This window comes from Planctobacterium sp. R6 (genome assembly GCF_055755215.1).
Genome location: NZ_JBVTQY010000009.1, coordinates 48,075 through 62,634, shown reverse-complemented (window position 1 = coordinate 62,634; position 14,560 = coordinate 48,075). Strand labels below are relative to the sequence as shown.

At 45.6% G+C, this 14,560-nt stretch carries 17 protein-coding genes and 1 pseudogene; 16 read left to right on the top strand and 2 right to left on the bottom strand.

The window, feature by feature from the left end:
- Complete coding sequence (locus AC0J20_RS08170; RefSeq protein ID WP_473021314.1) at positions 1–630, bottom strand: Maf family protein; 630 nt, start codon at positions 628–630, stop codon at positions 1–3.
- A 315-nt stretch (positions 631–945) separates the two neighbouring features.
- On the opposite strand from AC0J20_RS08170, the gene yceD reads away from it, so the two are divergent.
- The 14 genes from yceD (at position 946) to AC0J20_RS08100 (ending at position 12,090) form a co-directional block, all read left to right on the top strand.
- A complete protein-coding gene (yceD, locus tag AC0J20_RS08165; RefSeq protein WP_473021313.1) occupies positions 946–1,473 on the top strand; it encodes a 23S rRNA accumulation protein YceD in 528 nt (175 codons plus the stop codon).
- A gap of 3 nt (positions 1,474–1,476) precedes the next feature.
- Complete coding sequence (gene rpmF / locus AC0J20_RS08160; protein WP_229527373.1) at positions 1,477–1,647, top strand: 50S ribosomal protein L32; 171 nt, start codon at positions 1,477–1,479, stop codon at positions 1,645–1,647.
- Between the two features lie 9 nt (positions 1,648–1,656).
- Entirely contained in the window at positions 1,657–2,685 is a 1,029-nt protein-coding gene (gene plsX, locus AC0J20_RS08155; RefSeq protein ID WP_229527372.1) for a phosphate acyltransferase PlsX, read from the top strand.
- Positions 2,686–3,648, top strand: coding sequence for a beta-ketoacyl-ACP synthase III (locus tag AC0J20_RS08150; RefSeq protein WP_229527371.1), 963 nt, complete (start codon positions 2,686–2,688; stop codon positions 3,646–3,648).
- A gap of 9 nt (positions 3,649–3,657) precedes the next feature.
- A complete protein-coding gene (fabD, locus tag AC0J20_RS08145) occupies positions 3,658–4,581 on the top strand; it encodes an ACP S-malonyltransferase (RefSeq protein WP_473021312.1) in 924 nt (307 codons plus the stop codon).
- 24 nt (positions 4,582–4,605) lie between these two features.
- Positions 4,606–5,343, top strand: coding sequence for a 3-oxoacyl-ACP reductase FabG (gene fabG, locus AC0J20_RS08140; protein WP_473021311.1), 738 nt, complete (start codon positions 4,606–4,608; stop codon positions 5,341–5,343).
- A gap of 166 nt (positions 5,344–5,509) precedes the next feature.
- Positions 5,510–5,746 (top strand): acyl carrier protein, encoded by a 237-nt coding sequence (gene acpP / locus AC0J20_RS08135; protein ID WP_229527368.1) that lies wholly within the window; start codon positions 5,510–5,512, stop codon positions 5,744–5,746.
- Positions 5,747–5,847: 101 nt separating this feature from the next.
- A complete protein-coding gene (gene fabF, locus AC0J20_RS08130) occupies positions 5,848–7,089 on the top strand; it encodes a beta-ketoacyl-ACP synthase II (protein ID WP_473021310.1) in 1,242 nt (413 codons plus the stop codon).
- Between the two features lie 48 nt (positions 7,090–7,137).
- Complete coding sequence (pabC, locus tag AC0J20_RS08125) at positions 7,138–7,959, top strand: aminodeoxychorismate lyase (RefSeq protein WP_473021309.1); 822 nt, start codon at positions 7,138–7,140, stop codon at positions 7,957–7,959.
- A 4-nt stretch (positions 7,960–7,963) separates the two neighbouring features.
- Positions 7,964–8,956, top strand: coding sequence for an endolytic transglycosylase MltG (gene mltG / locus AC0J20_RS08120; RefSeq protein WP_229527365.1), 993 nt, complete (start codon positions 7,964–7,966; stop codon positions 8,954–8,956).
- Position 8,957: 1 nt separating this feature from the next.
- Positions 8,958–9,839, top strand: a complete 882-nt coding sequence (locus AC0J20_RS08115; RefSeq protein WP_473021308.1) for a DNA polymerase III subunit — start codon at positions 8,958–8,960, stop codon at positions 9,837–9,839.
- 26 nt (positions 9,840–9,865) lie between these two features.
- Complete coding sequence (locus tag AC0J20_RS08110; RefSeq protein WP_473021307.1) at positions 9,866–10,639, top strand: TatD family hydrolase; 774 nt, start codon at positions 9,866–9,868, stop codon at positions 10,637–10,639.
- A 122-nt stretch (positions 10,640–10,761) separates the two neighbouring features.
- The gene (gene trhO / locus AC0J20_RS08105; RefSeq protein WP_473021306.1) at positions 10,762–11,748 is read left to right on the top strand and encodes an oxygen-dependent tRNA uridine(34) hydroxylase TrhO; all 987 of its coding nucleotides are present in this window, start codon (positions 10,762–10,764) and stop codon (positions 11,746–11,748) included.
- A gap of 93 nt (positions 11,749–11,841) precedes the next feature.
- Positions 11,842–12,090, top strand: coding sequence for an EF-hand domain-containing protein (locus AC0J20_RS08100; RefSeq protein WP_229527361.1), 249 nt, complete (start codon positions 11,842–11,844; stop codon positions 12,088–12,090).
- Positions 12,091–12,159: 69 nt separating this feature from the next.
- Here AC0J20_RS08100 and ald read toward each other — a convergent pair whose 3' ends face one another.
- Entirely contained in the window at positions 12,160–13,290 is a 1,131-nt protein-coding gene (ald, locus tag AC0J20_RS08095; protein ID WP_229527360.1) for an alanine dehydrogenase, read from the bottom strand.
- A gap of 131 nt (positions 13,291–13,421) precedes the next feature.
- On the opposite strand from ald, the gene lrp reads away from it, so the two are divergent.
- Positions 13,422–13,907 (top strand): leucine-responsive transcriptional regulator Lrp, encoded by a 486-nt coding sequence (gene lrp, locus AC0J20_RS08090; protein WP_229527359.1) that lies wholly within the window; start codon positions 13,422–13,424, stop codon positions 13,905–13,907.
- Between the two features lie 62 nt (positions 13,908–13,969).
- Positions 13,970–14,443 (top strand): annotated as a pseudogene (locus AC0J20_RS08085) (DNA translocase FtsK 4TM domain-containing protein); the annotation flags it as partial.
- Positions 14,444–14,560: the final 117 nt, after the last annotated feature.

Genomic DNA, 14,560 nt, shown 5'->3' with positions numbered 1-14,560 from the left:
TCACTGGCCATTGTCAGAAATGTGATCAAACAGATCCACATCAAATTCCGCCATGAGTTCCTGAAATGCCAACAAGGGCATTCCTATCAGGGCATTAATGTCTCGACCTACCATATTGTTAAATAACAAGATACCAGCCCCTTCACTTTTAAAAGCACCTGCACAGTCCAGTGGTGATTCAGCATCTATATAGCGTTCAATCTGGTGTTCACTCAAAGCCTTAAAGTGAACCCGGTATTCTTCAACCTTTGATTTGATAGTGCCATTGCTATGGCAAACGGCGATTCCACTTAGAAAAACCACTTCCTGAGCAGAAAATTCACGTAGTTGCGCAATGGCATTCTCGCGGGTATGGGGTTTACCAAGTATTCTGTTATTGTGCAGCGCAACCTGATCCACGCCGATGATATAGTGTTCAGTAAGTTTGCTGTCATTGACTGTGTTTAATATATGTTGGGCCTTTTCCCGGGCCAGACGCAATACCAGCCTTTCCGCGGTTTCATTGTCTTCAGGTGTTTCATCAATGTCAGGCGATGCTATGGTGAAAGGTATTCCAAGTTTAGCCAACACTGATTGTTTGTAGCGCGAACCTGAAGCCAGGATTAAGCCAGGTAGGGAAGGGGAAATCATGGGTTGTGGTTTCCTTAATTAGTTGATTGGTATACAGCGTGACAAAGTCAACATTGGTGGATTGTGACATTATAACAAGGTTACCGCTGTTGATGCGTGATTCTTTATGTATTGAGGGAATAAAGCGCTAATCGCGATAATTGCTACTTGCGCAGGTAACAGGCCAACAAGCTGAAAACTAACGACCATAACCTGGAAAATCCCAGTATCATTGCTGATACTGTCACCTGTTTGCTATTTTTTAGTATTGGTAACAGCAAATTAATACAGTAAGTCTTTGACTATTGGGTTATAAATCTATAATATGCGCGCGCTATGTCCAATGTCCGTCTTCCAAAACAGGTTGAGCCACACAAGTGCGCTATGAAACGCTCCGATTATCGGGGTGTGATGGCGACTGGTGATATGCTTAGACTGAAAGAAGCGGTAATTGAAATTTTGGACGATGTGGCTGTTGATTTAAGGTTTGAAATAGACGCGCAGGGTCTTACCTTCTTTCACGGTAACATGCTGACCAAAGTTTCATTGGAATGCCAAAGGTGTAACAAGCCTTTTGAATATCCGATTGAGCAGCCATTTTGCTATACGCCAATAAGCGAAGGCCAATCAGTTGAAGATATTCCGGAAGCTTATGATCCGGTAGAGCTCAATGAGCATGGAGAAATCAATATACTGGAACTGTTTGAAGATGAATTAATTTTGTCTTTACCATTGGTAGCAATGCATGACGAAAAAGATTGCAGTGTCACTGATGCAGAAATGAGTTTTGGTGAAATTGAACCGGAAACTGAGCAACCAAACCCGTTCGCGGTGTTAAAAGAACTTAAGCGGAACCAGGAGTAGATTATGGCGGTACAACAGAATCGTAAGACTCGTTCCAAGCGTGGTATGCGTCGTTCACATGATGCATTAAGCGGTGCGACTTTGTCTATTGATGCTACATCAGGTGAGACTCACCGTCGTCACCACGTGACTGCAGATGGCTTTTACAAAGGTAAAAAAGTCGTCGAAAAGTAAGGTATCAGCTTGACTGATATTCGACTAGCAGTCGATGTAATGGGGGGCGATAATGGCCCCTCTATTACTTTGCCTGCCGCAATTCGCGCTTGCCGCAATTACGCCCACCTGTATCTCAATCTTTTCGGGCCAGAAAGTTTAATTCGTCCTTATTTATATGGATTACCTCCCGAAGTAAAACAACGTATTCGCATTACTGATGTGGCTTCTCAAATTAGCATGGAAGAGGCACCTACATCTGCACTTCGTTATAAACAAGACTCAACAATGGGCTTAGCGCTGCAATCAGTTAAAAGCGGGGAGTCTGATGCCTGTGTCAGTGCAGGCAACACCGGCGCATTATTGGCGTTATCATTATATTTTCTCAAGCCGTTACAAGGAGTTAAGCGTCCCGCGTTGATATCCTCTATCCCCGGCAATAACAAAAAACGCGTATATCTGTTAGATCTCGGTGCCAATGTTACCCAGGATGCCAATGCGCTTTACCAATTTGCGGTCATGGGTTCCGTAATGGCTGAAACCGTAGAAGGGGTTAAACGGCCTAAAGTCGCTTTAATTAATGTCGGTGTGGAGCAAAATAAAGGTAACGCCATAGTCAAAGAAGCGAATAAAATGTTGCTGGCTAACAACGACATAAATTACGTCGGGTATGTCGAAGGTGATGCGCTATTTAATGCCAGTGTTGATGTGATTGTCACCGACGGCTTTGTTGGCAATATCGTACTAAAAGCATCGGAAGGTTTGGCGAAATTCATTGCAAAGGAAGGCAAAAAAGCAGCAAACAAAAATATCTGGACAAAAATGCTGTCATTTATTGCTCGTCCGGTGTTAAAAAAGGTCTATTACAGGGTGAACCCCGACCAGTATAACGGTGCCAGTTTGATAGGATTGCGCGGCATTGTAGTTAAGAGTCATGGCAATGCCTCTGAAGACGCGTTTATGTATGCAATTCAGGAAGCTATGAAAGAAGTCGAAAGACAGGTACCCGACAAAATTCAGAGCAAGATAAACCATGCTCTCGTGAATAAGGCAGAATAAATGTACTCAAGAATTATAGGCACAGGTAGTTACTATCCCAGTGAAGTAAGAACTAACCGTGACCTGGAAAAAATGGTTGATACTACGGACGAATGGATCACTGACCGAACGGGTATAAAAGAACGTCGTATTATTGGTAAGGATGAAACAGTTTCCACGATGGGCGTTGAGGCCTCAAAAAAAGCGTTGGAAATGGCGGATATCGATCCTGAGTCTATCGACTTAATTGTATGTGGTACTACTACCGCACCCAACTCCTTTCCCAGTGCCGCTTGTGAGATTCAGGCAGGTTTGGGAATTCAATCTACTATGGGGGCATTTGACGTAGCCGCAGCCTGTTCAGGCTTTTGTTATGCGTTAAGTGTCGCCGATCAATACATTCGCACCGGCATGTGTAAGCGCGTGTTAGTGGTAGGCACAGATTGTTTATCGACATTGGTGGACCCTAATGATCGCTCTATGATCATCTTATTTGGTGATGCTGCTGGTGCCGTTATTATTGAAGCCAGTGAAGAACCCGGTATTTTGTCCAGTCATTTACATGCCTCCGGAAAGCACGGAGACCTGTTATATGCTTCATTGCCAACCCGCGGTGATGCCGCGTCGGTCAATTCCTCTTGGGGCTTCATGAAAGGCAATGCGGTTTTCAAAGTAGCCGTTACCAAACTCAGCGAAGTGGTAGATAAAACCCTGGAAGCCAACAATATGGATAAATCAGACCTGGACTGGCTGGTGCCACATCAGGCAAATTTCCGCATTATTAAGGCCACAGCTGATAAGCTCAATATGTCGATGGACCAGGTGGTTCTGACTTTACCGCATTACGGTAACACTTCCGCGGCAACAGTTCCGACCGCATTAGACACAGCGATTCGGGACGGGCGCATAAAACGCGGTCAAAACTTATTATTGGAAGCTTTTGGTGCAGGTTTCACCTGGGCTTCGTTACTGATCAAATACTAAGGTTAAACTATGTCTAAAACTGCTTTTGTCTTCCCTGGTCAGGGATCACAATCCGTTGGGATGCTTAATGAACTCGTTGCTGCTTCTGATGTAGTTAAAGCAACTTTTGCCGAGGCTTCAGATGCGCTGGGTTATGATTTATGGCAATTAATTGAACAAGGGCCAGCAGAACAACTAAATCAGACGGATAAAACGCAGCCTGCCTTGTTGGCAAGCAGCGTCGCAATTTGGCGTCATTATCTGGCGCAAAACGGTGCAAAGCCCGTTGTTATGGCCGGTCATAGCCTGGGTGAATATTCCGCTTTAACCTGCGCCGGTGTTTTACAATTTGCTGATGCCCTGAAATTAGTTAAAGCCCGCGGCGAATATATGCAACAAGCCGTACCCGCAGGTACCGGAGCTATGTTTGCTATTATCGGTTTGGACGACGACAAAATCGTAGAAATTTGTGCCGCTGAAGCCAAAGGCGAGGTGGTCTCTGCAGTAAACTTCAACAGTCCGGGACAGGTTGTTATTGCCGGTAACGCAGATGCAGTTAAGCGCGCTGGAGATGCCTGTAAAGCGGCCGGTGCCAAACGCGCCTTGCCATTGCCGGTAAGCGTACCTTCCCATTGTGCATTAATGGAACCGGCAGCGATCAAACTCAAAGAGCAGTTAGATACGCTCACTTTATCTGCTCCGCAGATCCCGGTGATTAATAATGTTGATGTCACGGCGGAGACTGAGGGAGACGCTATTAAAAATGCGCTGGTGCGCCAGTTATACAGCCCTGTGCGTTGGACCGAAACCGTGCAAAAGATGGCCGCTGACGGCATTGAGCAATTGGTAGAAGTGGGGCCAGGCAAAGTGTTAACGGGCCTGACTAAACGCATTGATAAAAGCCTTTCCGGGAGTGCCATGAATACTCCTGAATCGGTATCAGAATTTTTATAAAACTATCTAAGAGAGAAAGTAAAAATGGCAAACTTAGAAGGTAAAGTTTCGCTGGTAACCGGTGCCAGCCGAGGCATTGGTAAAGCCATTGCTGAAGCTTTGGTGGCGCAGGGCGCGACTGTTGTTGGTACAGCCACATCAGAAAAGGGCGCTGCCGCTATCAGTGAATACCTGGGCGAGAATGGGTCAGGTAAAGTACTGGACGTTTCCAGCCAGGAATCCATCGAAGCCTTACTTGCTGCAGTCAAAGAGCAATATGGCGATGTGGATATACTGGTCAATAACGCCGGTATCACCAAAGACAACCTGTTAATGCGCATGAAAGACGACGAGTGGCAGTCCATTCTGGATACTAACCTGACGTCTATTTTCCGCATGTCTAAGGCCGTTTTACGGCCAATGATGAAAAAGCGTGCTGGCAGAATCATCAATATTGGTTCTGTAGTAGGTAGTAGCGGTAACCCTGGTCAAACCAATTACTCAGCAGCTAAGGCGGGTTTAATTGGTTTCAGTAAATCCATGGCGCGCGAGATTGCATCTCGCGGTATCACTGTAAACGTGGTATCTCCGGGTTTTATTGATACCGACATGACCAAGGTGTTAACGGATGACCAGAAAGCCGGGATTATGAAGGATGTGCCAATGGAGCGCCTGGGTAAACCTGAGGAAATTGCAGCAACAGTTGCATTCCTGGCATCTGATGGTGCGGCTTATATTACTGGTGAAACCATTCATGTGAATGGTGGCATGTTCATGGTTTAAGCGACTTTGTAAAAAATTTCGCAAATGCTTTATGAATAAATATTAAATGTGCTAAATTGGTGGTTAGACCAGCCAAAAAACCCATGGTCATGCTTGCATGGTTGGGATTTGAAGCATAGACTAACCGCAATTTTACAACTTGCTAAAAGTTAGGATAACTAAAAATATGAGTATTGAAGATCGCGTAACTAAGATTATCGTTGAGCAACTGGGCGTTAAAGAAGAAGAAGTTAAACCAGAAGCTTCATTCGTAGATGACCTGGGCGCTGATTCACTGGACACAGTTGAGTTGGTTATGGCTTTGGAAGAGGAATTCGACACTGAGATTCCTGATGAAGAAGCTGAGAAAATCACAACTGTTCAATCAGCTATCGACTACATCAACGCAAACAAAGACGCGTAAGAGTCAAAGTTGAATATAAAACGGCTCTCCAGGGCCGTTTTTTTGTATCTGTATGAAAATATTTTTAAATACACTTTCCAGTTTCTCCAGCGGAGGCTTATATGTCTAAAAGACGTGTTGTCGTTACTGGTCTTGGTATCCTGTCTCCACTCGGCAACGATGTTGCTTCTACCTGGTCAAATGTTCTGGCCGGGAAAAGTGGAATAGGGGAAATCACACGCTTTGACGCGTCTGATTTCAGTACTCGCTTTGCAGGCGAAGTTAAAGACTTTGACGTAGAATCTTATATCCCTAAAAAAGAAACCAAAAAAATGGACCTGTTTATCCAGTACGGTATAGCCGCGGGTAAACAGGCGCTTGCGGATTCTGGTCTGGTAATCACCGAAGACAATGCATCACGAGTCGGTGTTGCCATCGGCTCCGGTATCGGTGGTCTGGGTTTGATTGAAGAAAATCACACTAAGCTAACCAATTCCGGTCCCAGAAGAATTTCTCCGTTTTTCGTACCCTCTACCATCACCAATATGATTTCTGGCTTCCTGTCTATTATGGAAGGCTTAAAAGGGCCAAATCTGAATATCGTAACTGCCTGTACCACTGGTGTGCATAACATCGGTATTGCTGCGCGTACGATTGCCTACGGTGACGCCGACGCTATGGTGGCCGGTGGTGCCGAAGCCGCTATCACGCCATTAGGCATGGGGGGCTTTGCTGCTGCCAGAGCACTGTCTTCGCGTAACGACGACCCGCAGGCCGCCAGTCGTCCATGGGACGCCGATCGGGACGGTTTTGTCATGGGCGAGGGCGCAGGTGTCGTGGTGCTTGAAGAGTATGAAAGTGCTAAAGCTCGCGGCGCAGAAATTTATGCTGAACTGGTTGGTTTTGGTATGAGTGGCGATGCTTATCACATGACTTCACCACCAGAGAACGGCGAAGGTGGTGCTGCGGCAATGCAAAATGCCCTAAACGATGCCGGTGTTTCCCCGGAAGTCGTGGGTTATATCAATGCTCACGGCACGTCCACGCCGGCAGGTGATGTCGCAGAGGTAGCTGGTATCAAATCAATTTTTGGTGAACATGCGAAAAAGCTGTTGGTCAGCTCTACTAAGTCCATGACAGGTCACCTGTTGGGTGCAGCAGGATCAGTGGAGACCATTTTTACCATTTTAGCGCTGCGCGATAAAGTGGCACCACCCACCATGAACCTGACCACGCCCGGAGAAGGTTGTGATCTGGATTTTGTGGCCGGTAAAGCTAAAGGCTTTGAACAAGAGTACGCCTTGTGTAACTCCTTTGGTTTTGGTGGTACCAACGGTTCTGTATTACTGAAACGTATTTCATAGTCAGCCAAAAACTGTCACAATAAAGGCCTGTTTATACAGGCTTTTTTTATGCATATAAGTTTCGATTATCCTTTTGAATCCAGAGCAGCCAGTTATGGTGACGGTTGTTTCACTACGGCGGCGATAGAGCGTGGTGAAATAGAGTTGCTGGAAGCGCACTTGTTGCGGCTTAAGTCTGGCAGCCAAAAATTGCGTATTCCGGTAACAGAACAAGACCTGGATTCGCTAAGAAGGCAAGTGTCAGAAGCGGTTAAGTCCATACATTGCGGGGTTGTCAAAATCATCATCTCTGCAGGTGATGGTGGCAGAGGTTATGCCCGTGACACTGCAATGCAGCCCAGGTGTTACATTAAAGTGATGGAAGGGCAACCTGATTATAGCCAATGGCAAAAGCAAGGTATTGAGTTATCCGTCGCGGGCAATCGCCTGAGCAAACAGCCCTCGCTCGCGGGCTTAAAGCACCTGAATCGTTTAGAGCAAAGTCTGTTAAAACTAGAGCTAAACGCTGCACAGGATATGTTGGTACTGGATACGGATAACAAAATTGTGGAAGTCACCGCCGGCAATGTGTTTTGGAAAAGTCACAACCGTTGGTTTACCCCGGACCTTCATTTTTCAGGGGTTGAAGGTGTTATGCGTAACCATCTGATTCAGTATTTACATGCAAACAACCAACAGGTCACACACATCAGAGCCTCTCTGAATGCCTTAGAGCAGGCCACCGACATGCTGATCTGCAATAGTTTAATGCGTGTTGTTGCGGTGAATTGTTTGCGCCTGGGTGCTGAGCAATCAATCCATTTAAGCAACCAGAATGTAACCAGATTACAGGCGAAATTGAATCAACATCTAACTATAAAGGGAATCTAGAGCAGTGTTCAAACGCAGGATTTTTATTGTCGTAGTTGGCGTCTCCGCACTTTTGAGTATTTGGTTTGCATCCAAAGCGTTTTTTGCTGTTGTGGCGCAACCCATTAATGTTACCCAGGAACAAACCTTGGATGTGGCGCGTGGTGAACCTCTTACCGGCTTATTGCACAAGCTCGACAAACAGGGGCTGATAGAAAACTCCCTGCTGCTAAAACTCCATATTCGCCTGCTGGCCGATGAATATCCCATAAAGCAGGGGCATTACAGTCTGGTGCCCGGAGCCAGCCTGCAACAGTTATTGGCTGATATTTCCGCTGGCAAAGAAAAGACCTATCGCATCACATTGGTGGAGGGGCTTACCTGGCAACAGTGGCGCAACGAATTATCACAACAGGACTTTATTCACAATGATCTTTCCGATGAGGAATTGTTAACCCTGTTAGACACAACCCATCCCTCTTTGGAAGGACTATTGTTACCTGAAACTTATGATGTCCGTTACCAGACGCCACTATCAGCGTTGGTAGTACGCATGTACGATAATATGCAACGTTTTTTACAGGAACAGTGGGCAAACCGGCAAGGCATGTTACCTGTAAATACCCCTTACGAAGCACTGATACTGGCGTCAATCATCGAAAAAGAAACCGGAGTGGCTGAAGAGCGACCGCGAATTTCCGGTGTTTTTGTCAACCGACTCAGGGATAATATGCGTTTGCAAACCGACCCTACCGTGATTTACGGAATTGGAAGTAATTTTGATGGTAACTTAACCCGGGCTCATTTACGCCAGAGTACTCCTTACAACACCTATGTCATTAAAGGCTTACCGCCCACACCCATTGCAATGGCCAGCAAAGAGTCTATTGTTGCTGCGCTAAATCCGGCCATGACAGAGGAATATTATTTTGTTTCGAAAGGCGATGGCAGCCACCAGTTTTCAGAAACCCTGCAACAGCACAATGCCGCAGTCAGAAAGTATCAGTTAGGTTTATAAGATGATTTATCCCTGGTTCGAAAATCAGTTTAACGGGTTAATGGCCCGCGCCAAACAACAAAAATTGCATCATGGTTTGTTATTTATCGGCAGCCGGGGTACCGGGAAGTCAGAAATACTGCAACAAATGGCACGTAACCTGTTATGTGTGAATAAAAGTGCATGTGGTCAGTGCCAGTCCTGCACCCTCTATGCCGCGGGTAATCATCCGGATCTCATTTTAACGCCTTACGAAAAAACGATTGGGGTCGATGTCATACGGGAGGGCATTAGCCGACTGAATCAAACTTCTCACTTAGGGTTAGATAAAATACTGATCATTGAAAATGCCCATAAGATGACTGTGGCAGCCTCTAACGCACTGTTAAAGACACTGGAAGAGCCAACCCGCAAAACCTATATTCTGATGTCAGCCACCAGTGCCAATGAATTGCTTCCAACGATACTGAGTCGCTGTGAGAAACAATTGGTACAGATCACGGATAAGGCGATTGTTGAGCAGTGGTTGCAAGCACAAGGAACCCCGTCAGATACATTGCTGTTAGCACTTTATTGGTCCCGGCCCTTGCTCATTAACGCTATACTCAAAGATGAGGCGCTGCTGGAGTGCTTCGACTGGCTTAAAAATCTGCAAAAGATAAACAGTAGTGGCGCTATGCCCAACAAGCTGTTGGAAGAACATCACCTTTTACTGGACTGGATGGCTTACAAACTCAATGAAGTAAAGCGCTCCGAGATTTCAGATGAACTCAGCCTCAAAGTGTTTGCTATGCACAATGAACTGTTGTCAGCCAGTAAAACCCTGAACATGCAGGGCGTTAACAAAACCCTTATCATCGAAAAAATGTTACAATCCTGGCGTCAGTTTTCGACCCTGCTGTAATCAATTAAATAATACCGGAGTGTGTAATGTTGGTGGATTCCCACTGTCATCTTGATCGATTAGATAAAACCAAAGAAGAATTAACAGACGTGATTAATACCGCCAATGCACAAGGGGTTGATCACTTTCTATGTGTTTGTGTTTCGGTCAACGATTTTTACAGTATGATGGATATGATCAACGGTTTGCCTAATGTTTATGCAACCTGTGGTGTCCATCCGTTACACCAGGATGAAGCCTGTCCTCAGGCCGAATTATTAAAAGCGGCACAGGCAGAAAACGTCGTAGCGATTGGTGAGACCGGGCTGGATTATTTTTATTCGCCGGAAAGCAAAGCGGTGCAGATCAAATCCTTTGTTGAACATATTCAGGTGGCTAATCAGCTCAACAAACCGCTGGTTATACATACCAGAGACGCACGTGAAGATACTATCGCCTTACTGAAACAACACGGCGGCGAACAGTGTGGTGGGGTTTTGCATTGTTTTACTGAAAACTGGGAGATGGCCAAAGCTGCTTTAGATTTGGGCTTTTATATCTCCATATCGGGTATTGTTACTTTCAGAAACGCCGCTGAACTCAGAGATGTCGTGAAAAAAATTCCGCTGGATCGCCTCTTAGTGGAAACTGACTCGCCCTGGCTGGCTCCTGTACCGCACAGAGGTAAACAAAATCAGCCGGCTTATGTCAAAGATGTCGCTCAGTTTATCGCCGATTTAAGAGAAATACCGCTGGAGAAACTAGCAAAAATCACCACAGATAACTTTTTTAAACTCTTCCCGTTAGCCAGAGTCGGTTGAGCAGGTTTGCATAAAAAGCCTCGGTAAGCTAGAATCCGCGCGCTTTTTGTACACTGCCTGAAATCCTGGCAGTGGTTATTTTAATTTGCACCGGATTAAAGATCCGGATAGCGGAGAACAATATGAATCAGGTCGTCATCTGTGCCATGTATAAATTTGTGGCACTGGAAAACTATCAGGAAATACGTCAGCCACTCTTAACCTATATGGAAGAGCAGGGCATAAAGGGCACATTGCTGCTCGCTAGTGAAGGCATAAACGGTACCGTATCAGGTACCAGAGAAGCCATTGATGCCTTGCTGGCATACCTTAATCAGGATGAGCGCATCAATCCGATTTCCTTCAAAGAATCATACGAAGACACGCAACCTTTTTACCGCACCAAGGTAAAATTGAAAAAAGAAATCGTTACCATGGGCGTGGAAGGCATCGACCCGCGTAAAACGGTGGGAACCTACGTTAAACCCCAAGACTGGAACGCGCTGATTTCTGATCCAGATGTGACGGTTATCGATACCCGCAACGATTACGAAATTGGCATTGGTACTTTTAAGCACGCTATCAATCCAAAAACAGAGACTTTCCGGGAGTTTCCACAGTATGTTGCTGACAATATGGACCCCAATAAAAACAAGAAAGTAGCGATGTTTTGCACCGGCGGCATTCGCTGCGAGAAGTCCACTGCTTTCATGAAAGAACAAGGCTTTGAAGAGGTATATCACCTGGAAGGTGGTATTTTAAAATACCTGGAAGATGTGCCCAAAGAGCAGAGTTTATGGGAAGGTGATTGTTTCGTATTTGATAACCGGGTAGCCGTTAATCACGATCTGGAAAAAAGCCACTACGACCAATGTTACGCCTGCCGACTGCCAATTACTGAAGAAGATAAGCAAAGCGATAAGTATGAATCAGGCGTTTCCTGTCCGCATTGTTTTGGCCAACACAGTGATGCTCAAATAGAGCGTTTTCGTGAAAGAGAGAAGCAAATTGCCTTGTCTAAAGAGCGTAATGAAGAGCATATTGGCACAGAAGCGCGTGATGTTATGAACAAAATGCGCAAGTTGAAAATCAACGAGCGACGTGCTCAACGCCAGGCTGCTAAAAGCTAAGTGAGGCTCAGTCCATATGGAAAACGCAAGTGTAGACACCAGCGCAGTCTAGCGTTTACACTGGGTTAAAGAACAGAAAACGGAAGCTTACTGATGAGCGACACAAAAGAAATAGATCAAGAAAAAATTAACCAGATCCGTGAAGAGTTTGATTTCTTCGACAATGACAAAAACGGCGAAATCGACTTTGGTGAGTTTTTTGAACTATTAAAAGTTATTTCCCCCAAAGCGAAGGAATCTCAGGCGCAGGAAGGTTTTGCGCTGATTGATGAAAATGGTGATGGTTCTATTGATTTTGACGAGTTTCTTGCCTGGTGGCAGGACAACTGGTGGGAATACTAATCCATTAAACTAAGCTGAAACAAAAAAGCGCCGACATTTCCCGGCGCTTTTTTTATCACATGCGATTTGTTACAGCGACAATGCCTGAGCCGCGTCCATATACTCCAGACCCAGCTGTTCACCCAATGCATCAGTAACCGCTTTATAAGTCACTTTGCCTTTGTGCACATTCAGACCGGCTAACAGATGGGGGTCATCCAACATGGCTTTTTTCGGTCCTTTGTTGGCTAACGCCAAACCAAATGGCAGAGTGGCATTGTTTAAGGCCATAGTTGATGTACGGGCAACGCCGCCTGGCATATTAGCAACGCAGTAATGTACAACACCATCCACTACATATACCGGGTCCTGATGCGTGGTGGCTTTAGAAGTCTCGAAACAGCCGCCCTGGTCGATGGCAACGTCAACTACAACCGAGCCTTCTTTCATGTTTTTAATGTGCTCTCTGGTTAACAGCTTAGGCGCTGCAGCGCCAGGGATTAACACCGCACCGACTACCAAATCCGCTTTAGACGAATAATGCTCAATGGCATCAACCGTGCTGAATACCGTTTTAACCCGGCCATCAAAGATATCGTCCAAATCTCTTAATCGCGGTAAAGAGCGATCTAAAATGGTGACATCAGCGCCCATGCCCAATGCCATTTTCGCAGCATTAGTACCAACAACGCCACCGCCAATAATCAAAACCTTACCAGGTGCCACACCCGGTACGCCGCCCAGCAGAGTACCGCTACCACCTTGTGCTTTTTCCAGAAAGTGCGCGCCCGCCTGAACCGACATACGACCCGCTACTTCGCTCATAGGAGCCAACAGGGGCAGAGCGCCTGTGCGATCGGTTACGGTTTCATAAGCGATACAGGTGGCACCAGATTTAACCAGTAAATCGGTTTGGGTAGGGTCCGGCGCTAAGTGCAGATAGGTGTACAGTGTCTGACCTTCAGACAGCATTTTACATTCGTTGGGCTGAGGCTCTTTTACCTTAACGATCATTTCCGCTTTTTCAAAAATGGTTTCAGGTGCAGCAACGATTGTTGCCCCAGCATCCTGATACTGTTCGTTAGTAAAGCCAATTGACGTGCCTGCATCGGTTTCTACCATCACCTGATGGCCGTGCATAACAAACTCTTTAACCGCTGCAGGGGTTAATCCAACGCGGTATTCGTGATTTTTTATTTCTTTTGGTACACCAATCAACATAGCAAGTAGGGTCCTAATTTCGTTAGAAAATATGTTTGATGAGTATAGGTAAAAAAATGCAGAATGAATCACTTTATTTTGCTATATTCCCAGATTATATATCTGAAAAAGTTTAAATGACGACATAAAATATGCTGGTAAAAACGCCAAAAGACCTCGATCGTATCGATCGCAAGATACTTATTGAGTTGCAGAACGATGGCCGTCTGTCTAACGTAGAATTGTCTAAACGGGTGGGGTTGAGCCCGACGCCTTGTCTGGAGCGTGTCAGGCGACTGGAAAATCAGGGCTACATTACCGGTTACGTGGCTCAGGTTGCGCCAGAAAAGTTGGGGGCAGCAATGCTGGTATTCGTTGAGATCACCCTGGTAAAAACGTCAGTGGATATATTTGAAGATTTTTCCAACGCGGTTAAAAAGCTGGAAGATATTCAGGAATGCCATCTGGTTTCCGGCAATTTTGATTACCTGTTAAAAACACGGGTTGCAGATATGTCGAGTTACAGAAAATTATTAGGTGATATACTGCTTAGATTGCCCGGGGTGAGTGAATCTCGCACTTATGTGGTAATGGAAGAAGTAAAGCAGTCGTCTTATGTTAAGATAAACGTGAAATAAAAAGCTGTGCGCAACAGTCATCATAATAAATAACAAGATTAATAGGGAAAGTAGCTTTCATAATGGCTCGTTTAAGTGGTATGCAAAGACTTATGGAAGTTGGCATGATCGTGTCGGCTGGCTTTGCGTTGTTTCTGTTCCTCTCTGTCGCAACCTTTAATTCTGCAGATCCAGGTTGGAGTCAGACCGGGTTTTCTTCTGATGTACGCAATGCTGCTGGCCCTGCAGGTGCCTGGATTGCCGATGTATTATTTTGGTGCTTTGGCTATCTGGCCTGGGTTATCCCCTTTGCGACAGCCTTTGTTGGCTGGTTTATCTTCCAAACCAGTAAATCGGTTTACGAACTGGATTATCTGACCATCGGATTGCGTTTGATTGGCGCCATCTCATTACTGATCGGGCTTACCGGTATTTTAAGTATCAATGTCGATGATATGGTGACTGTCACCTCCGGCGGTATGATAGGCGAAGCTATCAGTCACGCTCTTATTCCCTTTTTTAGTCTGGTGGGGACCAATCTGCTCTTACTGTGTTTTGTTTGTACTGGCTTTACTTTGCTAACAGGCATTTCGTGGCTGACCATTATTGATGGTTTAGGGTTTTACAGTGTTTGGTCCTACAAAAAGACCACTCAGGTGCCATTGCTGTTGGGG